20 protein-coding genes are annotated in these 22,521 nt (G+C 62.4%); 12 read left to right on the forward strand and 8 right to left on the reverse strand.

What is annotated here, in order from left to right; genetic code table 11:
• Positions 1–62 precede the first annotated feature (62 nt).
• The 3 genes from mfd (at position 63) to AC1DVV_RS08665 (ending at position 6,242) form a co-directional block, all read left to right on the forward strand.
• The gene (mfd, locus tag AC1DVV_RS08655) at positions 63–3,563 is read left to right on the forward strand and encodes a transcription-repair coupling factor (protein WP_477702162.1); all 3,501 of its coding nucleotides are present in this window, start codon (positions 63–65) and stop codon (positions 3,561–3,563) included.
• Positions 3,560–4,270: a phosphoserine phosphatase SerB gene (serB, locus tag AC1DVV_RS08660; protein ID WP_457280535.1), complete on the forward strand. Its 711-nt coding sequence runs from the start codon at positions 3,560–3,562 to the stop codon at positions 4,268–4,270. Before mfd ends, serB begins: the two co-directional genes overlap by 4 nt.
• Positions 4,271–4,385: 115 nt before the next feature.
• On the forward strand, positions 4,386–6,242 hold the full coding sequence (locus AC1DVV_RS08665) for an ABC transporter ATP-binding protein (RefSeq protein WP_477665837.1): 1,857 nt from the start codon (positions 4,386–4,388) through the stop codon (positions 6,240–6,242).
• 171 nt (positions 6,243–6,413) lie between these two features.
• Here AC1DVV_RS08665 and AC1DVV_RS08670 read toward each other — a convergent pair whose 3' ends face one another.
• From AC1DVV_RS08670 to AC1DVV_RS08685, 4 genes are all read right to left on the reverse strand, one after another.
• Positions 6,414–8,000 (reverse strand): alkaline phosphatase D family protein, encoded by a 1,587-nt coding sequence (locus AC1DVV_RS08670; protein ID WP_477665836.1) that lies wholly within the window; start codon positions 7,998–8,000, stop codon positions 6,414–6,416.
• Between the two features lie 9 nt (positions 8,001–8,009).
• A complete protein-coding gene (locus tag AC1DVV_RS08675; RefSeq protein ID WP_477702163.1) occupies positions 8,010–10,769 on the reverse strand; it encodes a 7TM diverse intracellular signaling domain-containing protein in 2,760 nt (919 codons plus the stop codon).
• 8 nt (positions 10,770–10,777) lie between these two features.
• Positions 10,778–11,065 carry an HNH endonuclease gene (locus tag AC1DVV_RS08680; protein WP_477702164.1) on the reverse strand — a complete coding sequence of 96 codons (288 nt, stop codon included), beginning with the start codon at positions 11,063–11,065 and terminating at the stop codon, positions 10,778–10,780.
• Between the two features lie 67 nt (positions 11,066–11,132).
• A complete protein-coding gene (locus tag AC1DVV_RS08685) occupies positions 11,133–11,939 on the reverse strand; it encodes a DUF2726 domain-containing protein (protein WP_457280530.1) in 807 nt (268 codons plus the stop codon).
• A 313-nt stretch (positions 11,940–12,252) separates the two neighbouring features.
• On the opposite strand from AC1DVV_RS08685, the gene AC1DVV_RS08690 reads away from it, so the two are divergent.
• The 6 genes from AC1DVV_RS08690 (at position 12,253) to AC1DVV_RS08715 (ending at position 16,600) form a co-directional block, all read left to right on the forward strand.
• Positions 12,253–13,143 (forward strand): dienelactone hydrolase family protein, encoded by an 891-nt coding sequence (locus tag AC1DVV_RS08690; protein ID WP_457280529.1) that lies wholly within the window; start codon positions 12,253–12,255, stop codon positions 13,141–13,143.
• A gap of 177 nt (positions 13,144–13,320) precedes the next feature.
• The gene (locus AC1DVV_RS08695) at positions 13,321–14,088 is read left to right on the forward strand and encodes a basic amino acid ABC transporter substrate-binding protein (protein WP_457280528.1); all 768 of its coding nucleotides are present in this window, start codon (positions 13,321–13,323) and stop codon (positions 14,086–14,088) included.
• An 18-nt stretch (positions 14,089–14,106) separates the two neighbouring features.
• Positions 14,107–14,874 carry an amino acid ABC transporter permease gene (locus AC1DVV_RS08700; RefSeq protein ID WP_457280527.1) on the forward strand — a complete coding sequence of 256 codons (768 nt, stop codon included), beginning with the start codon at positions 14,107–14,109 and terminating at the stop codon, positions 14,872–14,874.
• A complete protein-coding gene (locus tag AC1DVV_RS08705; protein WP_457280526.1) occupies positions 14,852–15,583 on the forward strand; it encodes an amino acid ABC transporter ATP-binding protein in 732 nt (243 codons plus the stop codon). Before AC1DVV_RS08700 ends, AC1DVV_RS08705 begins: the two co-directional genes overlap by 23 nt.
• A gap of 69 nt (positions 15,584–15,652) precedes the next feature.
• Positions 15,653–16,180, forward strand: a complete 528-nt coding sequence (locus AC1DVV_RS08710; RefSeq protein WP_477702165.1) for an O-acetyl-ADP-ribose deacetylase — start codon at positions 15,653–15,655, stop codon at positions 16,178–16,180.
• Positions 16,181–16,183: 3 nt separating this feature from the next.
• The gene (locus tag AC1DVV_RS08715; RefSeq protein ID WP_457280524.1) at positions 16,184–16,600 is read left to right on the forward strand and encodes a hypothetical protein; all 417 of its coding nucleotides are present in this window, start codon (positions 16,184–16,186) and stop codon (positions 16,598–16,600) included.
• A 2-nt stretch (positions 16,601–16,602) separates the two neighbouring features.
• Here the strand turns inward: AC1DVV_RS08715 and AC1DVV_RS08720 are convergent, their stop codons facing one another.
• Positions 16,603–17,169, reverse strand: a complete 567-nt coding sequence (locus AC1DVV_RS08720) for a TVP38/TMEM64 family protein (protein WP_457280523.1) — start codon at positions 17,167–17,169, stop codon at positions 16,603–16,605.
• A gap of 226 nt (positions 17,170–17,395) precedes the next feature.
• On the opposite strand from AC1DVV_RS08720, the gene AC1DVV_RS08725 reads away from it, so the two are divergent.
• From AC1DVV_RS08725 to AC1DVV_RS08735, 3 genes are all read left to right on the forward strand, one after another.
• Positions 17,396–17,992 (forward strand): cytochrome b/b6 domain-containing protein, encoded by a 597-nt coding sequence (locus AC1DVV_RS08725; protein ID WP_457280522.1) that lies wholly within the window; start codon positions 17,396–17,398, stop codon positions 17,990–17,992.
• A 42-nt stretch (positions 17,993–18,034) separates the two neighbouring features.
• Positions 18,035–18,826 (forward strand): molybdopterin-dependent oxidoreductase, encoded by a 792-nt coding sequence (locus AC1DVV_RS08730; protein WP_477702167.1) that lies wholly within the window; start codon positions 18,035–18,037, stop codon positions 18,824–18,826.
• 92 nt (positions 18,827–18,918) lie between these two features.
• Positions 18,919–19,227 carry a pentapeptide MXKDX repeat protein gene (locus AC1DVV_RS08735; RefSeq protein WP_457280520.1) on the forward strand — a complete coding sequence of 103 codons (309 nt, stop codon included), beginning with the start codon at positions 18,919–18,921 and terminating at the stop codon, positions 19,225–19,227.
• Positions 19,228–19,262: 35 nt separating this feature from the next.
• On the opposite strand, the gene AC1DVV_RS08740 is transcribed toward AC1DVV_RS08735, so the two are convergent.
• From AC1DVV_RS08740 to AC1DVV_RS08750, 3 genes are all read right to left on the reverse strand, one after another.
• Positions 19,263–19,460: a hypothetical protein gene (locus tag AC1DVV_RS08740; protein WP_457280519.1), complete on the reverse strand. Its 198-nt coding sequence runs from the start codon at positions 19,458–19,460 to the stop codon at positions 19,263–19,265.
• Positions 19,461–19,954: 494 nt separating this feature from the next.
• Positions 19,955–21,640: a ShlB/FhaC/HecB family hemolysin secretion/activation protein gene (locus tag AC1DVV_RS08745; protein WP_457280518.1), complete on the reverse strand. Its 1,686-nt coding sequence runs from the start codon at positions 21,638–21,640 to the stop codon at positions 19,955–19,957.
• A gap of 531 nt (positions 21,641–22,171) precedes the next feature.
• A complete protein-coding gene (locus AC1DVV_RS08750) occupies positions 22,172–22,462 on the reverse strand; it encodes a hypothetical protein (RefSeq protein WP_477702168.1) in 291 nt (96 codons plus the stop codon).
• Positions 22,463–22,521: the final 59 nt, after the last annotated feature.

Here is a 22,521-nt window from a genome sequence, read left to right on the forward strand (position 1 = left end):
GCCTTTCCTGCCTTCCTCTTTCCTGATTGTTTGAAACGACACACTCGCCAGCGCACCGATCAATGCACCTACCCTCACTCGTCACCGGCAAACGCTACACCCTGCCCCAGCCCGTCGGTTCTGCCGATGCCCTGCTGCTGGCACGTCTGGGCACCCGCGAAAAAGCCGCCGGCAAGCTCACCGCCATCATCACGTCGGACGCCACCACGGCCCAGCGCCTGATGGACGAGATCACGTTTTTTGCACCTGACCTGCGCTGCGCGCTGTTCCCGGACTGGGAAACCCTGCCCTACGACACCTTCTCGCCGCACCAGGATTTGATCAGCGAGCGCCTGGCCACGCTGTGGCGAATCCAGCAGCGCGACAAGGAAACTGGCGCCGACGTCGTCATCGTGCCCGCTACTACGGCGCTATATCGCCTGGCGCCGCCCAGCTTTCTGGCGGGCTACACCTTCCAGTTCAAGGTCAAACAAAAGCTCGATGAAACGCGGCTCAAGGCCCAGCTCACGCTGGCGGGCTACAGCCACGTGACGCAAGTAGTCAGCCCCGGCGAATACGCGGTGCGCGGCGGTTTGATTGACCTCTTCCCCATGGGCAGCCCTGTGCCTTACCGCGTCGATCTGTTTGACGACGAGATCGACAGCATCCGCACCTTTGACCCTGACAGCCAGCGCAGCCTCTATCCCGTGCCCGAGGTGCGCCTCTTGCCTGGACGCGAATTCCCGATGGACGACGAGGCGCGTGCCCGGTTCCGCAGCCGCTGGCGCGAACTACTCGACGGGGACCCAACCAAGAGCCGCATCTACAAAGACATGGGCAACGGCGTAGCCACCGCCGGCATCGAGTACTACCTGCCGCTCTTCTTTGAAGAAACCGCCACCGTGTTTGACTACCTGGGCGGCAATGCCACCGTGGTGCTGCACGGTGACCTGGAGCCGGCCTTCCAGCGTTTCTGGCAAGACACCAAGGACCGATACCGGCTGGTGCGTGATGCACCCGACCGCCCGGCGCTGCCGCCCGAGTCGCTCTTCCTGGGCACCGAGCAGTTCTACGCGCGCGCCAACGACTACGCGCAACTGGCCATACGCGCCACGGTCGAAGACGTGGCCGACAACGCGCAGTTTCAAAAGCTGGGCGAAATGGCCGTGGTGCGTGGCGCCGAAGATCCGCTGGCCAAATTCAAGGGCCACGTACGCAACACGGCCCACCGGGTGCTGGTGCTGGCCGAAAGCGAGGGCCGGCGCGAAAGCCTGCTGGACTTCCTGCGCGCGAGCAGCGTCAGCCCGCCGGCGTTTGATTCCCTCGAAGACTTCCAGGCCAGCGACGAAAAGCTCGGCATCGCCACCGCGGCGCTGAACACCGGTTTCAGCTGGCTGGAAGAAGGCATCGACTTCATCACCGAGACCGAGCTGTTTGCCGCGGGCGCCACCGTGCGCCGCCGCAACAAAAAGCAGGAACAGGTCAGCGACGTTGAAGCACTGATCAAGGACCTGTCGGAGCTCAACGTGGGCGATTCGGTGGTGCACAGCGCCCACGGCATTGGCCGCTACCGCGGCCTCATCAACATGGACCTGGGCCAGGGCACCAATGCCGACGGCACGCCGCTGCTGCAGGAGTTTTTGCACCTCGAGTATGCCGACAGCGCCACACTGTATGTGCCCGTCAGCCAGCTGCACCTGATCAGCCGCTACACCGGCGTCAGCGCCGAAGAAGCCCCGCTGCACAGGCTGGGCAGCGGCCAGTGGGAAAAAGCCAAGCGCAAGGCCGCTGAGCAGATCCGCGACTCGGCCGCCGAGCTGCTCAACATCTACGCCCGCCGCGCCGCGCGCGAAGGCCATGCTTTCCGCTATTCGCCCGGCGACTACGAAACTTTCGCCAACGACTTCGGCTTTGAAGAGACCGCCGACCAGCGCGCCGCCATCCACGCCGTGATCCAGGACATGATCAGCCCGCGGCCCATGGACAGGCTGGTCTGCGGCGACGTGGGTTTCGGCAAGACCGAGGTCGCGCTGCGTGCCGCCTTCATCGCCGTGACCGGCGGGCGGCAGGTGGCCCTGCTGGCGCCCACCACCTTGCTGGCCGAGCAGCACTACCAGACGCTGGTGGACCGCTTTGCCAAATGGCCGGTCAAGATCGCCGAGATGAGCCGCTTCCGCTCGGGCAAAGAGATTACCGCCGCCATCAAGGGCCTGGCCGACGGCACGGTCGACATCGTTGTCGGCACGCACAAGCTGCTGAGCCAGGACGTGAAGTTCGAGCGCCTGGGCCTGCTGATCATCGATGAAGAGCACCGCTTTGGCGTGCGCCACAAAGAAGCCATGAAGGCCATGCGCGCCGAGGTTGACGTGCTGACGCTGACGGCCACGCCGATCCCGCGCACGCTGGGCATGGCGCTTGAAGGCCTGCGCGATCTGAGCGTGATCGCCACCGCGCCGCAGCGCCGCCTGGCCATCAAGACCTTTGTGCGCAGCGAAAACAACGGCGTGATCCGCGAAGCCGTGCTGCGCGAGTTGAAACGCGGCGGTCAGGTCTACTTTCTGCACAACGAGGTCGAGACCATCCAGAACCGGCGCGAAAAGCTCGAAGAGATATTGCCCGAAGCGCGCATTGCTGTGGCGCACGGCCAGATGCCCGAGCGCGAGCTGGAGCGCGTGATGAAAGACTTCATCGCCCAGCGCTACAACCTGCTGCTGTGCTCGACCATCATCGAAACCGGCATCGACGTGCCGACCGCCAACACCATCGTGATGAGCCGCGCCGACAAGTTCGGCCTGGCACAGCTGCACCAGCTGCGCGGTCGCGTGGGCCGAAGCCACCACCAGGCCTATGCCTATTTGATGGTTCCCGACATCGAGGGCCTGACCAAGCAGGCAGGCCAGCGGCTCGAAGCCATCCAGCAGATGGAGGAACTCGGATCGGGCTTTTACCTGGCAATGCACGACCTGGAAATCCGCGGCACCGGCGAAGTGCTGGGCGAAAACCAGAGCGGCAACATGCTCGAGGTGGGCTTTCAGCTCTACAACGAGATGCTGAGCGAAGCCGTGGCCTCACTCAAGGCCGGGCGCGAGCCCGACCTGCTGTCGCCGCTCAGCGTGACGACCGAAATCAACCTGCACGCCCCGGCCCTGCTGCCCAACGACTATTGCGGCGACGTGCACCTGCGCCTGTCTTTCTACAAAAAACTGGCCACGGCGAAGAACACCGACCAGATCGACGCGCTGCTGGAGGAAATCGTCGACCGCTTCGGCAAGCTGCCGCCGCAGGCACAGACACTCATCGACGTGCACCGCCTGCGCGTGATCGCCCGGCCTTATGGCGTGGTCAAGGTCGATGCCGCGCCCGGCGGCATCAACATCACCTTCAAGAAAGACCCGCCCATCGATTCGATGGCCATCATGCACCTCATCCAGAAGAACCGGCACATCAAGTTGGCCGGCAACGACAAGCTGCGTATCGAGCGCGAGCTCCCCGAACCCAAAGACCGCGCGCAAATGGTGCGCGACATCCTGCGCTCTCTCGGTCAACCCAAAACCCCCTCCACCACAGAAGCAACGCCCGCATGACCCCCGCTGAAATCTCCCCCGGCCTCGTCGTCAACGTCTCTACGCCAGACCTCAAGCTCAGCAATTTCAGGCTGATCGCCTTTGACATGGATTCCACGCTCATCAATATCGAGTGTGTGGACGAAATCGCCGACGCTGCGGGCCGCAAGGCCGAGGTGGCAGCCATCACCGAAGCCGCCATGCGCGGCGAGATCACCGACTACAAGGAGAGCCTGCGCCAGCGCGTGGCCCTGCTCAAGGGCGTGAGCGTGGCCAGCATGGACGAGGTCTACCGCGAGCGACTGAAACTCAACCCCGGCGCGGCCGAACTGGTGCAGACCTGCAAGAAAGCCGGCATGAAAGTGCTGCTGGTCAGCGGCGGCTTCACCTTTTTTACCGACCGCGTGCGTGACGAACTCGGCATCGACTACACGCGCTCCAACGTGCTGGAGGTGAAAGACGGCTTTCTCACTGGGAAGATGGTCGACCAGCCCTGGGGCGACATCTGCGACGGCGAAGAGAAGCGCAAGATGCTGCTCGAGACCTGCGGCAATCTGGGCATCAACCCGCTTGAGGCGATCGCCATGGGCGACGGCGCCAACGACCTGCCCATGATGGGCGTGGCCGGCCTCTCGGTGGCCTATCACGCCAAGCCGCGCGTACGCGAGCAGGCCATGGTGGCCATCAATGAAGGCGGCCTGGACCGGATGCTGGAGCTCTTCAGCTGAAGCCCTGGTGTTGCCGGCATCACAGCCGGCGCATCAATCACTCCGAAATAAGTCAACGATCCCACAGCCATAACACCTTATAAGCAGACACCTGAACCAAAGACAAACGACATCCATGGTTTTTTTCAAACGATTCGAAAGCCAGCTTCCCGCCTACCCTGACGCCGACCCTTCCTTGCCGCCCAAGGGTTTCATGGCTTTTCTGTGGGCCTGCACCGAAGGCGCGCGCGGCTACATCCTGCAGCTGGCGCTGCTCTCGGCGGTGATGGCGGTTTTTGAGGCTTTGCTGTTCGCCATGCTGGGCCGCATCGTCGACTGGCTGGGCGCGACGGCGCCCGCCAACCTGTGGGTCGAGCACGGCAACACACTGGGCTGGCTCGCCTTCATCGTGGTGGCCAGCATCGCCGCCGTCGCGCTGCAGACCACCGTGAAGCACCAGACGCTGGCCATCAACTTCCCGATGCGGCTGCGTTGGAACTTTCACCGCCTGATGCTGGGGCAAAGCATGTCCTTCTACCAGGACGAATTCGCCGGCCGGCTGACCACCAAGGTCATGCAGACTGCACTGGCGGTGCGCGACACGCTCTTCGTGCTGGCCGACGTGCTGGTGGCCATGGGCGTCTATATCGCCACCATGACGGTGCTGGCCGCCGCGTTCGACACGAAACTGGTGGCGCCCTTCCTGGTCTGGCTGGCGCTCTATATCGCCAGCCTCTATTACTTCGTGCCGCGGCTGGGCCGCATTGGCAAGCAGCAGGCCGACGCCCGGTCGCTGATGACCGGCCGCATCACCGACGCCTACACCAACATCACCACCGTCAAGCTGTTCTCGCACACCCGGCGCGAGGCCGGCTTCGCGCGCGACGCCATGAGCGAGTTCATGAAGACCGGCTACACCCAGATGCGCCTTGTCAGCGCGTTCGAGATCGTCAACCACACGCTCAGCATGGGCCTGATCCTCGGCATGGCCGGCACGTCCTTATGGCTCTGGCACCTGGGCCAGGTCGGCGCGGGTGCGGTGGCCGCGGCCACTGCCATGGCACTGCGCCTGCAAGGCATGTCGCACTGGATCATGTGGGAGACCACCAGCCTCTTTGAAAGCGTGGGCACCGTGCAGGACGGTATCAACACGCTTTCGCGGCCGCACACCATCGTCGATGCGCCCGATGCGGCCGCGCTGGACGTGCCGCGCGGCGAGGTGCGCTTTGAAGCCGTGAACTTCAGCTACGGCAAGAACAAACCCGTGATCGACCAGCTGACACTGACCGTCAGGCCCGGTGAAAAAATCGGCCTGATCGGACGCTCGGGCGCCGGCAAATCGACGCTGGTCAACCTGCTGCTGCGGTTCTATGACCTCGACGGCGGGCGCATCCTGATCGACGGCCAGGACATCGCCACCGTGACGCAGGACAGCCTGCGCAGCCACATCGGCATGGTGACGCAAGACACCTCGCTACTGCACCGCTCGGTGCGCGACAACATCACCTACAGCCGCCCCGGCGCCACGGACGACGACATGCGCCTGGCCGCGCGGCGTGCCGAGGCCGACACCTTCATCGCCGACCTGACCGACCCGCACGGCCGCCACGGCTACGACGCCCACGTGGGTGAACGCGGCGTGAAGCTTTCAGGCGGGCAGCGCCAGCGCATCGCGATTGCGCGCGTGATGCTCAAGGACGCGCCCATCCTGCTGCTGGACGAAGCCACCAGCGCGCTCGACTCCGAAGTGGAAGTCGCCATTCAGAGCAGCCTCAACACTTTGATGCAGGGCAAGACGGTAATCGCCATCGCCCACCGCCTCTCAACCATCGCCGCCATGGACAGGCTGATCGTGCTGGACCAAGGGCGCATCGTCGAAGAAGGCGACCACCGCAGCCTGCTGGCCAACGGCGGCCTGTATGCACGGCTCTGGGCGCACCAAAGCGGTGGCTTCCTCAGCGACAACCTGGAAGAAGAAGAGCTGGCGGCTTGACGCTGCTGGCCGCGCCGGGTGCCGCGCCTCAGGTACTCATCTGGGGCGGGCACTCGTTTGCTATTGTTTTAATAGCTTCTCGCGCATGCACTGAAAGGGCTAGAGCCCGATTTTTCTTACGAAAAAGCCTCAAAATACCTGAACCCGGGGCCTGCTGCACTCATGCCGGATTCAGGCTTTCTCGATCACCGGGCGCCCCGCCTGCACCGCAAACTGCGCCAGTGTTCGCACACCGCTGTCGGCGCGCGTCACGTCGCTCACCACACGCAAGGTGGTAGTGAGCTTGCGCGGGGTCAGTTCCACCACGCCGTAGCCCTTCCGTTCTGAGTCCGCAAACACGAAATGCGGATTTTCGGCGAGGTAGTCCGGAATTTTCGCGTTACCGGCTGAACGGGACGTGATACTGGTGCCGCAGAATTCGGTGCCCACGGACGGGCTGGAAGTATCCGCGTAGTCGGCCTTGATGTGGCCAACCCAGTTTTCATGCACATCGCCGCCCAGGATGACCGGGTTCGCAACGGCGTGCTTGCGCAGGGAGTCCGTGAACCGCATACGCGCCGCGGCATAACCGTCCCAGCCGTCGTTCCAGAAGACCTGCTCAGGCCCACGGCGAAAGTCCCGCTGGCCAAAAAGCGATTGCTGGCCGACCAGATTCCAGCCGCTCTCCTTGCTGGCGGCCCGGCTCCATTCAGCATCCAGCCAGCTTTCTTGCTGCGCCCCCAGCATGCTGCGGGCCGGATCTTTCCACGCAGCGCAAGTGGCGGGGTTCAGTGTGCCGGAGCCAGCTTTGCCGTCACGCGTGCAGGCCTGCGCATCTTTGTATTGGCGGGCGTCCAGCATGTAGAGCGAGGCCAGGCGGCCGTAGGGAACGCGCTGGTAAATGCGCATTTCTGCGCCGCTTGCCAGGCCGCCCACGGCCCGCGTCAGCGCCGAAGCGCGCACGGGCATGTGTTCATAAAACGCCTGGTAAGCGGCAGCGCGGCGGGCGGCAAAGTCCGGCGCCGGCGGCCCGCTGTTGCCGGGTGTGGCGCCCGCGTAGTCGTTTTGCACCTCGTGGTCATCCCACGTCACCAGCCAGGGGCAGGCTGCATGCATCGCTTGCAGGTCGGCGTCAACCTTGTGCATGGCATAGCGCTGGCGGTAGTCGTCCAGCGTGAGCACCCAACCGCCCGTGGGCACACGCACCGGCTGGCCGGCGTTGGGGTACTCGTAGATGTAGTCGCCCAGGAAGAGCACGAGATCAAGCTCTTCAGCAAGCATATGGCGGTAGGCGCTGTAGTAGCCGTGTTCCCAGCGTTGGCAAGAGGCATAGGCCAGCCGCAGCCGCCCCACAGCGGCATCGGGTGCCGGAAAGGTGCGGGTGCGGCCGGTGGCGCTTAACGCATCGCCCACCGCAAAGCGGTAGAAATACCAGCGGTCGGCTTCCAGGCCCTGCACTTCCACATGCACCGAGTGGGCCAGACCGGGTACGGCATGGGTCTGGCCGGCTTGCACGATGCGCGAAAAATGATCGTCGTGCGCAATCTCCCATCGCACGGCCACCGGCGCCGGCTGCAAGCGCATGGCCGCATCATTGTCCAGAAGCAGCCGCGTCCAGAGCACCACCGAGTCATGGGTGGGGGAGCCGCTGGCCACGCCCAGCGTGAAAGGATTGCCGGTCAGCCGTTGCTGGGCCGATGCCCTGGTTGGCAGGTAAAAACCAGCACCCGCCGCCGCCAGCGACTGAAGCAACCGGCGCCTGTGGATTACGGGAGTCATGTGGATCGCTCAGTGCCTGGCCGGCAGGCGCACAATGAAGGTGGTTCCCGAGCCGGCGCTGCTGTGCACATCGATGGTGCCGCCGTGGATGTCGACCGCGTTGCGCACAATCGCCAGGCCCAGGCCGGTGCCCTGGATGGTGCCCACGTTACTGGCGCGGTGAAAAGATTCGAACAGGTGCGGCAACTCGTCCTCCGGAATACCGATGCCCTCGTCCGCCACCTCCATGACGGTCATGTCCTGATCGATGCTCACGGTGAACCGCACAAGACCGCCCAGCGGCGAGTACTTGACCGCATTGGAGAGCAGGTTGCTGAAGATGTGGCGCAGGAGCTTCTCGTCGTACAGGCCTTCTCCCGCCCCGGCGGAATAATCCAGCTGCAACTCGCACAGGCTGTCCGGTTGCTGGGTGCGCGCCTCTTCCACCAATTGCTGGCACAGCCTGTGCAGGTCCAGCGGATGCGGTTCAAACTCCAGCATCTGGGCATCGGCCTTGCCCAGCAGCAGCACGCGGTCCAACATGCCCGTCATGCGTTTCACGCCGGCGGCAATGCTGTCCAGAATCTCCAGTTTTTCCGACTCAGGCAAGCGGCTGCCGTAATGCCTGAGCAATTCCTCGGCGGAAAGAATGCCAGACAGCGGTGTACGGAACTCATGGCTGGTCATGGCCACGAAGCGCGTGCGCAGTTCATTGAGCGCCTTTTGCTGCTCAAGGGCCTCGCGTGTGTCTTCTTCCGATTTCTTGCGTTCTGTGATGTCAAGGAACGCCCAGATCACGCCTGAATCAGGGTCATGGGGCTGAACACAGCTGCCGGCCATCTGCACCCAGAAGAGCTGTCCGTCCCGCCTTCTGAGCCGGCGTTCATTGATATAACTGCCGGTGGCAATCAGCGTCTCACGCGCCTCCTTGCCGAACTGCTCCCAGGTGGCAAGGTCGGGATGAATATAGCTGGAAGACTGCCCCATCAGTTCTTCGCGCGGGCCGCCGATCATCTGGGCGAATTTCTCGTTGACCCACTCATGGCGCCGGTTCACCGACAGCACAATGCCCACCAGCGCGCTATTAAGAATGGCTTCGCGCTCGGAAGATGTGCGCAGCAGCTTGGCCTCCAGTTCCTTGCGCTGCGTGATGTTGATGATCACCCAGACCGTGCCCTGCGAAAGGTCGCGTCCGGCTACGGACTTGCCCGACAGCGACACCCAGATCAGCGTACCGTCAAACTGCCGGACCTGGATCTCACCTTCGTAGTTTTCACCGCGGCTCACGCAGGCGGCCACTTCACCGCCCACCGTCAGGTACTGCTCACGCGACAGGTAAAACGGCTCCATCGAGGTCAATGGATTGCTGCCTGCACCGAATACCTTGAGCATGGCCTGGTTGGCCCAGCGAAAGCGGCCATCCGGTGTCAGGAAGGCAATGCCCACAATGGAGTTTTCCAGGATCATTTCGCGCTCTTTCAGCAGGGTGCGAAAGTTTTCCTGGGAAACGCTCAAGGCCTCCACCATGGATTGCTCAGCCATGATGCGGGCCTGGGCCTGCTCTTTTTCCTGCCGGGTGACGTTGATGCGGTCCGCCAGCGCAAACGACAGCACCACCATTTCCAGCGCCGACCCGATCAACAGCGAATTGGCCGTGAGTACATTCGACGGCAGGACACCCGTGTTGTGCAACGCCAGCGTCACCACACCCACCAGCAGCAGGGCCCATGCCGCCAGGAAATACCGGGCCCCGGGATGCCCCATGCGCACGCTCAGCAAACCCACCGCGACCAGCGTGGTGACACTGAGAACCGCCAGCACGGTCACCATCCATGAAGACACCACATAAGGCATCGTAAAAGCGGCCAGCAGGGTCAGCAGCCAGCCGCCCACCAGCGCCTTTATAAAGCGGTCCATGCGGGGCATCTTGAGTGCACTGGAAAGAAAGCTGCGTGCAAACAAAATGCCGAAAGAGGCGGTCGCCGCCATGCCCGCAGGGGGCGAAATGCTGTTCCACCAGGTAAGGCCCGGCCAGATGAATTGCGCGCCAAAACCCGTCAACGCGGCCTGCGCGATGGCCATGCAGCCGACAAATGCCACATAGATCAGGTAGGCCCGGTCACGCACCGAGAAAAACAGCAGCAGGTTGTAGAAAAAGAGCCCGACCAGCAACCCAAAGTAGAGGCTGATCGTGGCGTACTCAGCCTGGTCGTGCCGCCACAGCGCCGCGGGCTGCCAGAGACGAACGGGCGCAGACACCGTGCCGTCCGACGTCACCCGAAGGTAGAGCGTATTGACGGCACCGGGCTTGAGACGCACCGGCATCACGTGGTTGCGGTGCACCACGGCCCGATCTGCAAAAGGCAACAGGTCACCGCCCACCTGCCACACAAAGCCGCCCTTGCCGTCCGGTGAATACAGCTCCAGCCGGTCCAGCGGCGGATAGGCCAGCTCCAGCATCCAGTCTGCGGGTGTGCTGCGTTCGGTCCGCAGGTTCACACGCAGCCAGATGGCCGAGCTGGTCAAACCAAAATTGGTGGCCGAGCCGGTTTGCGGCACCGGCTGAAAGCGCGCCTGGGCATCCGGTTTCAAAAGGTCGGCCAGTGTCAGCTCGCCGCCGGCGTCTTCAAGGTAGGTAAACGACTGCGACAGTACATATCTGTCGTCGCCGCCGATGGTGATCTCACCCGCTTCGGTGCGCTCCTGCACGGGCTCCTGCGGCTGCGCCCAAACCAATGGCCCGGCACCCACCAGCAGCAAGGCAAGCACAAACCGAAACAGGTACCGCAAGCAAGATGTCATGGATTGGCGGCAAGAAGCGGGGACTTGCGCCTTTGGACCTGCCCCGGCGAGACGGCAGAAGCCGGAACGGCACCTGCAGCGTGCCGCTGGCCGTTGCAGACTTCATGGCTGATCGCCAGGTTTTCTGCATGGCTGTTGCCCCCTTCGCTCAGGGGCAGGATGTGCTCCAGGGTGGCGGCCTGGGGCGTGACATGTTCGCCGCACACCCAGCACGGCACCACCCCGTGGAGCTGCCGTGCCACAGTTTTGTAGATCTTGTCCCGGGTATGCCCCAGCCTGCTCACGGCAGCGTTTTCCTCTGACCGCCGCTCGCGGGCAGCTGCCTTTGCGCAGCGCTCATTGCCGCGTCCCCTATTCGATCCTGGCCGGCCGCGCATCGGCGGGTTGAGTAAAGGAATCTTCCCACTGCGTGGCGAAACGATTGTTCTTGTCTATGCGAATGCCCCCCGTACCGTCGGGATTGAAGCCGACGTTACTCGTAGCCGCGGCCCGCGAGACTTCTGGCTGGTTGTCCTTGTTGAGTTCCTTGAGCGCGGCGTCCTTGGCGGCCTTGACACGTTCCCGGGTGAAAGATTCCAGGTCGGCGTGGAAACTGCTGTCGCCGCCGCGGGTTTCCTGGTGCTCCTGCACCAGCTCCTCCGGAATTTCCCCCAGGAAGGCGGCACGCATGGCGCTGACCGTGGGCGGACGGCCGGCCTTGATGGAGGTGTAGGCAATGCCGCAATCCGACAGCAGTGTCTCCTTGAGCTGGCGGGTGGCCTTGCTCACATCACGTTTGCCGCGCAAATCCACGCAACCGACAACTTTGCCATCCAGGGTGCAGATGGTGAAAGTCGTGTAGACGCCATTGAGCAGCTCAAGCAGGCGTTCGGTTTTTTCCTTGTCTTTTTCCTTTTCCTTGTCTTTTTCCAGCGGAATGGTAAAGCGCAGCACCGGCAGCTTGACCATCACCGCGTGGTCGTGGAAAGTGCTTCGCAGCCATTTCCATACCTCGTATTCATCGTTGGTAACCACCCCGCGGGCACGCAGCGGCCATTTGTGGGGTATCCGCAGCTTCGCACTCGCGCTTTTGCGCAGCCAGGCGGCATACAGCAAAACACCTGCAAGCGCGCCCACGGCGACGCCCAGCAACGTCATCAGCCAGGAAATCAGGTTCAAGATGCAGTTCTCCTCTATCGATTGGGGATGCCGCCGAAGCCAGGCAGTGCGAACAGCGACCCCAGTGAGTCACAGAACGGACGCCCTGTCAATTCAGGCCAGCGTCCCGGTGCGTTATTAAAACAGGTTTTGCCGGTTTTCCAGGGGTTTCAGGCACAAAAAGAGCCTCCAGCCCAACCCCGCCGTGCGCAAGCAGCTATATTTTTCATAGCATCCGGATGGCGCCGCAAAACACTGCGGCCCTGCGGGTTGACGATGACCTTTGCCACGCAGGCCACGAATCGGTATGCTCGATTTTTTGCAGGAGCCCAACATGCCACGCAAGACCGCCCAGGATTTTGACCAGGAACTGCTGATTCTGTTTGATGCCTATGTCCACGGCACCATTGACAGGCGCGGGTTCCTGGAGCGCGCCCAGAAATTCGCCACCGCCGGCCTGACCGCAACAGCCCTGCTGGCCGCCCTCAGCCCCGATTTTGCCGCGGGGCAGCAAATTGCCCGGGATGACAAACGCATCAAGACCGACATGGTCAGCTATCCGTCGTCCGCCGGCTCAGGCACAGTCAAAGGCTATCTGGCCAGGCCTGCCAATGCCACGGGCAAACTGCCCGGCGTGCTTGTCATTCATGAAAACCGCGGCCTCAACCCGCATATTGAAGACATCACCCGCCGGCTGGCGCTGGACAACTTCATCGCCTTCGCACCCGACGCACTCACCCCCCTGGGCGGCTACCCCGGCGACGAAGACAAGGCGCGCGAGTTGTTCGCCAAACTGGACCAGCGAAAGTGCGTGGAGGATTTCGTGGCGGCCACCACCTGGCTCAAGAGCCGGGACGACTGCACCGGCAAGCTGGGTGTGGTCGGGTTCTGCTATGGCGGCGGCATGTCGCACACACTCACCACGCGCCTGCCGGAGCTCAGCGCAGCCGTTCCCTTCTACGGAAACCTGCCGGCAGCGGAAGATGCCGCCAAGGTCAAGACACCGCTGCTGATCCATTTCGCTGCGGTGGATGAGCGCATCAATGCCGCATGGCCTGCCTACGAGGCGGCACTCAAGGCGGCAGGTGCGAATTACACCGCCTACCAGTACCCGGGCACGCAACACGGCTTCAACAACGACACCACGCCGCGTTATGACGCCGCCGCGGCCAAGCTGGCGTGGGAGCGCACCCTGGCGTTTTTTAACAAACAGCTCAGGGCCTAGAACCGGTCAGGCATCGCGGGCCCGCTGCCCGCCCATCCCTGCATCGTCCCCCGCGAAAACCCTGCCCGGAACGCGCCAGGCACGGCTTTTGCACGCGTTACCATTGGCTACTTTCGCTTTTCGGCCTCTCCGCGAGCCGGCGAGCGTTTCCCTCACTCAGATCCTCTGGACACAACCATGAACATTCTGCAAAAAATTGCCGCGACAGCCGGCTTGCTTACCTGTGCGCTGGGCGCAGCCCAGGCCCAAAACAGGGAGCTGGTCGTCGGCTCCAGCGCCACCTACCGTCCGTTTGCCTATGAAAGCCCGACCAAGGAAATTGTCGGCTATGACGTAGACATGATCAAAGCCATCGCCCAGAAATCCGGCCTGCAGATCAAGATCGTCAACACCCCCTGGACCGGCATCTTCGCGGCCCTCAACAACGGCGATGTGGACCTGGTCATCTCGGGCGTCACCATCAACGACAAGCGCAAGCAGTCCTACGACTTCACCGCCCCCTACTTCGAAGCCCGCCAGTTGATCGCCGTGCACAGCAACAGCACGGCCAAGAGCCTGAAAGACCTTGCCGGCAAAAAAATCGGCGTGGTCACCGGCAGCACCGGCGACGACATGGCTTCGCGCGAATTCGGCAAGACCAACCCCGACATCCGCCGCTTTGAAAGCACCCCGGTCGTGATCTCCGAGCTGGCCAACAACGGCCTGGACGCCGCCATCGGCGACAACGGGGTGATCGCCTTTCGCGCCCAGGAACACAAACAGCTCAAGACCGTCAGCGACGCGAGCTTTCCCAAGGAATACTTCGGCATCGTCGTGAAACAGGGCAACAAGGCGCTGCAGGACAAACTCAACGCAGGCCTGGCCGCCGTCAAGGCCGACGGCAGCTACGCCGCCATCTACAAGAAATGGTTCCAGGCCGACGCTCCCGCGTTGCCCGCCCAGTAAACATCAGGACACCTCCTTATGGAACACGTCCTCTGGTTCGGCTGGTTCCGGGCCGACATCATTGCCGAGTACAGCGTGCTGTTCTGGCGCGGCCTGCAGATGACCATCATGGTGACACTGATCTGCATCGTGCAGGGCACCTTGCTGGGCCTGGCGGTCGGCATGGCGCGCGTGGCCGAATCGCGCCACTCGCCCGCGCGCGCGATCTGCAAATACGCCCTGCGCTGGCCCTCTACCGTCTACGTCAGCTTTTTCCGCGGCACGCCGTTGTTCGTGCAGATCCTGCTGATCCACTTCGCAGTGCTGCCGCTGTTCATCAACCCGACTGACGGCCTGATCATCTCGGGCGAGACAGCGCGCGACATCAAGCAGAACTACGGCGCCTTCCTGTCCGGTATCGTGGCGCTCACGCTCAATGCCGGCGCCTACATTTCCGAGATCTTCCGCGCCGGCATCCAGTCCATCGACAAGGGCCAGGTCGAAGCCTCGCGTTCGCTGGGCATGTCTTTTCCGCGCACCATGTACCACGTCGTGCTGCCGCAGGCTTTTCGCCGCATGCTGCCGCCGCTGGGCAACAACGCGATCTCGCTGCTGAAAGACTCGTCGCTGATCTCGGCGATTGGTCTGGCCGAACTGGCCTACGCCGCGCGCACCGTCGCCGGCGCCTATTCACGCTACTGGGAGCCCTACCTCACCATCTCCCTCATGTACTGGGTGCTGACGCTGGGCCTGGCTTACCTTGTCAAAAAACTGGAGGCTCGTTATGGACGAGGTGATTCGCGTTAAGCGGCTGACCAAGCAGTTTGGCCACACGCCGGTATTGCGCGGCATCGACTGCGCCATCAAGGCCACCGAAGTCGTCTGCGTCATCGGCCCTTCCGGCTCGGGCAAAAGCACTTTTTTGCGCTGCCTGAACGGACTGGAAGACGCCAGCGGTGGCGAGGTGCTGGTGCACGGCGTGTCCGTACATGAACCCAAAACCGACGTCGATGCCCTGCGCTCGGAAATCGGCATGGTGTTCCAGCGCTTCAACCTGTTTCCGCACAAAACCGTGCTGGAAAACATCACGCTGGCGCCCACCAAGGTGCGCAAGCTGACGGCACTTGAGGCACGCAACCGCGCCAGTGAACTGCTGGTCAAGGTCGGGCTGCTCGAAAAGATCGACGCCTACCCCAACCAGCTTTCGGGCGGGCAGCAGCAGCGCGTGGCAATTGCCCGTGCGCTGGCGATGCAGCCGCGCATCATGCTGTTTGACGAACCCACCTCTGCGCTCGACCCCGAAATGGTCGGCGAAGTGCTGGCCGTGATGCAGGCCCTGGCCGAAGAAGGCATGACCATGGTGGTCGTCACCCACGAAATGGGTTTTGCCCGCCAGGTGGCCGACCGCGTGATGTTCATCGACGAAGGCCTGGTGATCGAAGAGGGCTCACCGGCGGAGATCTTTGACAACCCCAAGGAAGAGCGTACCAAGCGCTTTTTGAGCAAGGTGTTGTGAGACAGCGCGCGCCCGCTCCTGCGGGCACGCGTTTCTCCCAGCAAGGTTCAGCCATCCAGAGAGGTCGCCATGCCTGCAACCCTCCGGGCCGTCCAGGCCGACATCACGAAACTGCAGCTTGACGCCATCGTCAACGCTGCCAATTCATCGCTGCTGGGCGGCGGCGGTGTCGACGGTGCCATTCATCGCGCTGCAGGGCCTGAACTGGTCCATGAATGCCGCCTGCTGGGCGGCTGTAAAACCGGCGAGGCCAAAGCCACCAAAGGCTACCGGCTCCCGGCGAAGTTCATCATCCACACGGTGGGTCCGGTCTGGCGCGGCGGCAACAACGGCGAGCCTGAGTTGTTGGCCTCCTGCTACAGGCGCGCCATGGAAATCGCGGCAGCCAAAGGCGTCACGTCGATGGCCTTCCCCAGCATCAGCACCGGCATTTACGGCTACCCGATTGAGTTGGCTGCCCAGGTCGCAGTGGCCAGCGTGCGCCAGGCTCTGCAGCAACCCTCTTCCTTGACGGAAGTGGTGTTCTGCTGCTTTTCGGCGCAAGACCTGGCGGTCTACCAGCATGTGCTGGGCAAGGCCCTTGACTGCGGAGATTGACGCATGCCAGAACTTCCCGGCCTTGTCCCGATTGCATTCACCATTTTTTCGTATGTTGTCTGCGTCAAACTGGCGGCCTGGCTTTATCGCCGTACGCAACTGAGCTGGAAACACGCATTCATTTTCGGTGTTGTCCTGTTCATGGTTCTGTTCGCCGTCGGTGCTGTTGTCAGGTCGCTGGGCGCCGGCTCGGACCCCATACGCCAATCCCTTGTGGACCTGGCCACCGGACTGGCGGCACAACTGGGTCTGGGTGCATGGTGGCTCGGCTCGCGAGCCAGAACAAGGGCGGGTGCACCCCTTGAATTGAAAGGCGGAGCCTTGCTCGCCCTGATGACCTATGGGCTGGTTTTTTTCTTCTCTCTTGCGGCAGCGATTGCGCTGCCCTTCTTTTCCCGCATGGCAGGCAACGCCGTTTAGGTTCAGTACCCCGGCACCTTCAACACCCGCGCCAGGTAATCAAAAAACACGCAGTACAGCGCAATCGGCAGCGGCAGGCCCAGCAGGGTGCCCACCAGGTAGTCACGAAACTTCACGCCTGACATTGCCAGCGCATAGTTCAGCGCCGGTACGGTCTGCAGCAGCGTGCGCAGCACCACGATGCTCGCCACCGGCCTCGCGTCCAGCTGAGCCAGCGTGCGTTGAGCCCACCGACCCTTGATCTGCCGCAAAGCGTCCCCGCCCATCAGGCGAATCAGCCAGAAGGTGAAGGCGCATGAGATCACGGCTGCGAGGTAAGTTGCCAGGCCACCCCACATCTCGCCGAGCGCCAGCACAGCCGCGGCCAGAAAAATCCAGCCGGGGATCTGAATCAGGTTGCCCAGCGCAAACAGCGCGATAAAAATCAGCAAGCCGCTGACTTCGTTGTCCAGGAATTTCTGGTGCAGGAAGACCAGACTGAAGTTGTCGCGCAAACCGGAAAGCTGGAACACCGCCAGCAGCAGGCCCAGAAACGCGACCACGGCGATCAGTCTTTTGTAGCGGTGCATCTTGGCTCTATTGCGGGTTTGGGCAGGGACACCGGCCGATTTTAGGCGCCAGCCAACCCAAGGCCATCCAGCCAGCCCGGGGCCCTTTTTTGCAAATAAATGCCATCAGCGTGTAAGAAGTGCGTGCCCGGCCCGACCAAACAGCAACACGCAGCAAGACTGCGGCGGAAATCCCGGTAATCCACTGGAAAACCGGGCGTTGCGGCCAGCACAAGAGGAGCATTTCATGAACACGTCCCGTCAGATCATCCACCCTGGCTGGTTGCGCGCCATGCACTGGCTCAACGCATTGGCCGTGGTCGTGCTGATGATGAGCGGCTGGCGCATCTACAACGCCACTGCCTTCCTGGGCTTCAGCATTCCCAAAGACCTCACGCTGGGCGGCTGGCTGGGCGGCGCGCTGCAGTGGCACTTTGCGGCCATGTGGCTGCTGTTCTTTAATGGCCTGCTCTACCTGGCGTTCAACATCGTCACGCGCCGGCTCTTTCACAAATTCTTTCCGCTTTCACCCAAGGCGCTGGTCGCCGACTTGCTGGCGGCCCTCAAGGGCAAGCTGGCCCATGCCGACCCCAGCCACTACAACACCGTACAGCGCCTGGCCTATCTCTTTGTCATGGTGGACAGTGTCCTGCTCGTCGTTTCAGGCCTGGTGCTCTGGAAGTCTGTGCAGTTTCCGCTCCTGCGCGAACTGATGGGGGGTTACGAAGGTGCGCGCCTGGTTCACTTTTTCGCCATGGCCGCGCTGGCCGCATTCGTCGCGGTTCACCTGGTGATGGTGGCGCTGGTGCCGCGCACCCTCGTCTACATGGTTCGCGGCCGCTGACCCGCCGAACTGCCCAACCGCCGCAAAGCGCAAGGATTCCCCATGATCATCAAGCCCCCTCCCCGTATGGACATCGACAGCGCCGCTGTGCTGGACGAAGCCGTTGCACGCATTGCCCACACCCGCAAGCTCGGCACGGCGCGCCGCAATTTTTTACGCACCTCGCTCACGCTGGGTGGCCTTTCCATGCTGACCGGCTGCATGCTGGACGACAGCGAAAGCGTCAACACGGCTCTCAGCAAGATTTCGCGTATCAACGACGAAGTGCAGGGCTTGCTGTTTGACCCCAACCGCCTGGCGCCGACCTACCCCGAATCCATGATCACCCGGCCTTTCCCCTTTAACGCCTACTACGGCGAGGACGAAATCCGGGAAATCGAGGAAAGCAGCTACCGGCTGGAAGTCACGGGCATGGTGTCCGACAGGCGCAAATGGGCGTTGCCCGAGTTGCACGCCATGGCACAAGTGGACCAGGTCACCCGCCACATCTGCGTGGAAGGCTGGAGCGCGATCGGCAAATGGGGCGGCGTGCACTTCGGCAGTTTCCTGCGTCATGTGGGCGCCGACCTGAGCGCGAAGTACGTCGGCTTCAAATGCGCCGACGACTACTTCACCAGCATCGATATGCCCAGCGCGCTGCACCCGCAAACCCTGCTGGCGCTGACTTACGACGGGCAGCCGCTGCCACCCAAATACGGCTTCCCGATGAAGCTGCGCATGCCCACCAAGCTGGGCTACAAGAACCCCAAACACATCCAGGCGATTTTTGTCACCAACACCTACCCTGGAGGCTACTGGGAAGACCAGGGCTACAACTGGTTCGGAGGTAGCTGAGCGCCGCTCAGAGACCCTGCAACGCGGGCAATCATTTAACGATTGCCTTTTTTCAACAATCCATTCATTCACTACCACTCAAGGACAACACCATGAACAAATTGACTGCTACCCTCCTGTCTGCCTGCATGCTCTTCGCCGGCGGCAGCGCCATGGCGCAAGACGCGATGAAAAAGGACGCCATGGGCAAAGACGCCATGGCCAAAGACGGCATGAAGAAGGATGCGATGAAAAAAGATGCCATGGCCAAGGACCCGATGGCGAAAGATGCCATGGGTAAAGACGCCATGGCGAAGGACGGCATGAAGAAGGACGACAAGATGGCCATGGCCAAAAAAGACAAGATGAAAAAAGACCCCATGGCCAAGGACGCCATGGGCAAGGACGAAATGAAAAAGTAAGGCCGCTGCGCGCTGCGCCGCTTGCGGCCGGCCCGCTATGCCCCGTCTGGGGCTGGCACAACCGGCTTGAGCCATAGCGCCGCGGCGTCAGCGGGCGCCATGCGCCGCAGGTTCACGTCCTGCCAGATGACTGCGGCGACCTCTTCAAGCTGGTCAGGCCCGACGGTGTGCCATCGCTGGTGCAGCCTTTCAGCGCAGCGGGCAATCCATTCGGGTGGGGTGTTTGTGTCCATGGGTAAATCATAGTTGAAGACTGTATGTATGTACAGTACCATTGTTCTTCAAAAGTGATTTCCATAGAACAACCAACCCAGAGACTGACATGCAGCTTCTACATGACCCTCCCACCAGGCCACCCTTCACCCCTGTCACCCTGGCCACGCCAGTCATTCCGTTCACCCGGCCACAACAGGGCCGCACCTCTGCCAACTGGCCGTTTTACGTGCAAGCCCCTAAGCAGCTCTCAAGCGATGTCAGGGCAAACGCTTTGCGCGTCCTGGAAACCTCGGCGCGCTATTTTTTCAGCGCGCCTAGCGCGCGATAGTGCCGCCCCTTTACCGCCCTGCTCCAAATCACCAGGCCGAAAAAACTTTTACACGGCAACCCGCAAGGCAGTGCTCGAAGTCGCTATGTTTTTGATAGCTGCTTGCGCCCGTCCTTATTAGCCAAACACCCGATTTACTTCGGGAATTTGAGAGCCGCCGGCAAGCCTCAGATACCAGGCCCTTCAGAAGGCCATGGACGCCTGCAGCCACAGCGTGGGCCGTTTGGCCGATGAGGCCGGGATGGAAGTCGGCAGGCCGCCGTCGGTGCGCCAGGCCAGCGAAGAACGCAGCTGCACACCCGCCAGGCTGGCATTCAGGCCAAAGCCCGCGCCGGCCAGCTGGCGGCTGTTGGAAGCCGCCGCGCCGAAAGGGTTGCGGTTGATGGTGACCTTGCCCCAGTCATAGAACACGGTAGCCTGCACATTGGCCATCACGTTGTGGCGCAACTCAACCGTGCCGCGGTAGCCTTCGTCGCCGCCAGCCTCACCCTGCGGATAGGCGCGCACGCCGTTGACACCGCCCAAGGAGAACTTCTCGGACGAATCCAGGTTTTTGCTGGCCAGCTGGCCCGTCACCGACACCGCCAGGAAGGTGCTGTCGGTAAAGCGCTGCAGACGGTTGGCGCCATAAGAAACACGGGTGTAGCTGCCGTTGGACTGGGCCGAGGCCGCGTCAATGGCCAAGGCGGTGGGCGAGTTGATACGCAGGTTGCCCATCGCCACCGACAAATCCAGGCCGGTGATGCCCCCGCCGCCCAGGGCGTCTTGCAGGTTGCCTGAAAGGCCGAAGGTGGTGACCAGGACTTTCTTGGGTGTGAAGGTAGAGGTGGCGTCTACATAGTCTTTGAGCTGCTTGTCTTCAACCGACACGGTGCCGTTCAGGTTTTTAAGCTGGCTGCGGATGAAGGGGTAAGCGGCAAACACGCTGGCGGCGGTGGCCGTGCCATGGGCCTGCAAGGTCTCAAACTCCTGGCCCAGCTTGTAGCGCGTATCGAAGTACGCGGCGCCTACCTTGAGGCCGTCGCTGCCCACAGGCAACTGGTAGGCCAGCCGCGTGAAGCTGAGGTTGCGGCCGCTGGTCAGTGCATTGACGGTGAGCTGGTCACCGATCTTCAGCGGGCTGACGAGGTTGAACGTACCGGCCACGCGGTATTCGCCGGTGTAGCGGCTGCCGTAGTTGTCGACCACAACATTGCCGCTATAGGGCTTGGCGGGGTTGACCTCAATCAGCAGCTCGGACGTACCCACGCTGGCGCCGGGCTGCAGCGTGGCGCGCGAGTTGCTGACGCCGGGGGTGTCCTGCAAGAGCAGCAGGCCGCGGTCAATCTGGTCGGACTTGATGACGTCGCCGTCCTTGACCTGGCCCAGGTAGGCCTGCGCGCGTTCGTCACTCAGCAGCGACTGGTTGTTGATCTTGTGGCTGGAAATGCGCCCTTCAATCACGCTGATGGTGACAGCGCCATCGGTGATGTCCTGCGCGGGCAAATAAGCGCGGGCCACGGCAAACCCCTGGCTGCGGTAGTAGGCGGTGATGCGGCGGGCGGCGGCGTTCAGCTGGCTCAGCGACCGCTCGGCGCCGACGAGGCCGGCCACCAGCGGTTGCAGCTGCGCACTGGGAATCTCCTGATTCCCGGTGATGGTGATGGATTTGACGAGCACCCTCGCCTCGCCTTTCTGGCTGGGGTCGGCTGACTCTTCGATGCGCTGCAGCGGAACGCTCTGTGGCGGCGGCAAGGCGGGCGCCTGCTGCAGGTCGCGCAGCACCTGGCCGGCGTCGGGGGCTGGGGCAGTCTGCGCCCAGGCGCCGGTATGCAAGGCCAGCATCAGGGCTGAAGCCAGCGCGGAAAGGGGTAACGAATTCTGTTTCATTGTTTCGCTCTACTTTTCTTAATGCTCATCCAACACAAGCCACTGCTCCTTCATGGCAGCTGACCATCCATACACCCCATCGCCCCCCCAGGGCCATGGCTTCGATGCCCCGGGCGACATCCTGCAATTGTGTGTACCCGACTCTCATGCAGCCATACTGCGGATGCAGTACGTCCAGCGTGACCGCTCCGGCAATGTCGCAGAGACAGCTCATCCTGTATGTCCCCATTTTTAGGGACATGAAACCAATCGTAACTATATCTGCCGGTTTTGCCTGTAGCACAAATGCGCTATGAGGCCCACCCTAATCCGTCGCCCAACGTCGCCCAACGGCGCCCCAATTGATGTAAGCGCTCAGCCCAACCAGGGATTCCCTGCAGGCTCCGAAATGGCCAGGCCGCGCGTCCAGCTTGCCATCGTTGGGGGACGACTTGGCTTTCGCGGAGTCATTGCTACATTTTTAATAGCTGCTTGCGCCCGCCCATAAATGGCTACAGCCCGACTGAGCTAATGAAGAGCCATGAAAATGGTTTATTCACAAGTGGCGTGGCTAACGCTTTTGGGCATCAATAAACCGCAGCTGACGATACTGACCAGCGAGTTCAACAGCCTGGCGTCGCCGCTGTCACCGCTGTCACCGCTGTTGCCGTTACTGCCGTTGCCATTCCCGCCCGCCTCATCGTCGCGGTTGTCGGGCTCAATGAAGCTGGCGGGGCCGCTGTTGACCGTCTCGCGGCTGGTTTGGTAGACGGTTTGCAGCGCGATCCTGTACTGCACTGTGTCTGGCGTGCCGGGCGTAGTACTGCCTGTACTGGCAGTCACCAAAGGCAAGCCAGTGGCCAGCAAGGTCACCACACCCGTGCAGGCTGCCTGCGCAGAGT

It is taken from the genome of Polaromonas sp. P3_B4 (assembly GCF_056402835.1).

Bases quoted from the DNA above. Each gene is read 5' to 3' on its own strand.
- mfd (WP_477702162.1), top strand. From the start codon at position 63: ATGCACCTACCCTCACTCGTCACCGGCAAACGCTACACCCTGCCCCAG.
- serB (WP_457280535.1), top strand. From the start codon at position 3,560: ATGACCCCCGCTGAAATCTCCCCCGGCCTCGTCGTCAACGTCTCTACG.
- AC1DVV_RS08665 (WP_477665837.1), top strand. From the start codon at position 4,386: ATGGTTTTTTTCAAACGATTCGAAAGCCAGCTTCCCGCCTACCCTGAC.
- AC1DVV_RS08670 (WP_477665836.1), bottom strand. From the start codon at position 8,000: ATGACTCCCGTAATCCACAGGCGCCGGTTGCTTCAGTCGCTGGCGGCG.
- AC1DVV_RS08690 (WP_457280529.1), top strand. From the start codon at position 12,253: ATGCCACGCAAGACCGCCCAGGATTTTGACCAGGAACTGCTGATTCTG.
- AC1DVV_RS08695 (WP_457280528.1), top strand. From the start codon at position 13,321: ATGAACATTCTGCAAAAAATTGCCGCGACAGCCGGCTTGCTTACCTGT.
- AC1DVV_RS08700 (WP_457280527.1), top strand. From the start codon at position 14,107: ATGGAACACGTCCTCTGGTTCGGCTGGTTCCGGGCCGACATCATTGCC.
- AC1DVV_RS08705 (WP_457280526.1), top strand. From the start codon at position 14,852: ATGGACGAGGTGATTCGCGTTAAGCGGCTGACCAAGCAGTTTGGCCAC.
- AC1DVV_RS08710 (WP_477702165.1), top strand. From the start codon at position 15,653: ATGCCTGCAACCCTCCGGGCCGTCCAGGCCGACATCACGAAACTGCAG.
- AC1DVV_RS08715 (WP_457280524.1), top strand. From the start codon at position 16,184: ATGCCAGAACTTCCCGGCCTTGTCCCGATTGCATTCACCATTTTTTCG.
- AC1DVV_RS08720 (WP_457280523.1), bottom strand. From the start codon at position 17,169: ATGCACCGCTACAAAAGACTGATCGCCGTGGTCGCGTTTCTGGGCCTG.
- AC1DVV_RS08725 (WP_457280522.1), top strand. From the start codon at position 17,396: ATGAACACGTCCCGTCAGATCATCCACCCTGGCTGGTTGCGCGCCATG.
- AC1DVV_RS08730 (WP_477702167.1), top strand. From the start codon at position 18,035: ATGATCATCAAGCCCCCTCCCCGTATGGACATCGACAGCGCCGCTGTG.
- AC1DVV_RS08735 (WP_457280520.1), top strand. From the start codon at position 18,919: ATGAACAAATTGACTGCTACCCTCCTGTCTGCCTGCATGCTCTTCGCC.
- AC1DVV_RS08740 (WP_457280519.1), bottom strand. From the start codon at position 19,460: ATGGACACAAACACCCCACCCGAATGGATTGCCCGCTGCGCTGAAAGG.
- AC1DVV_RS08745 (WP_457280518.1), bottom strand. From the start codon at position 21,640: ATGAAACAGAATTCGTTACCCCTTTCCGCGCTGGCTTCAGCCCTGATG.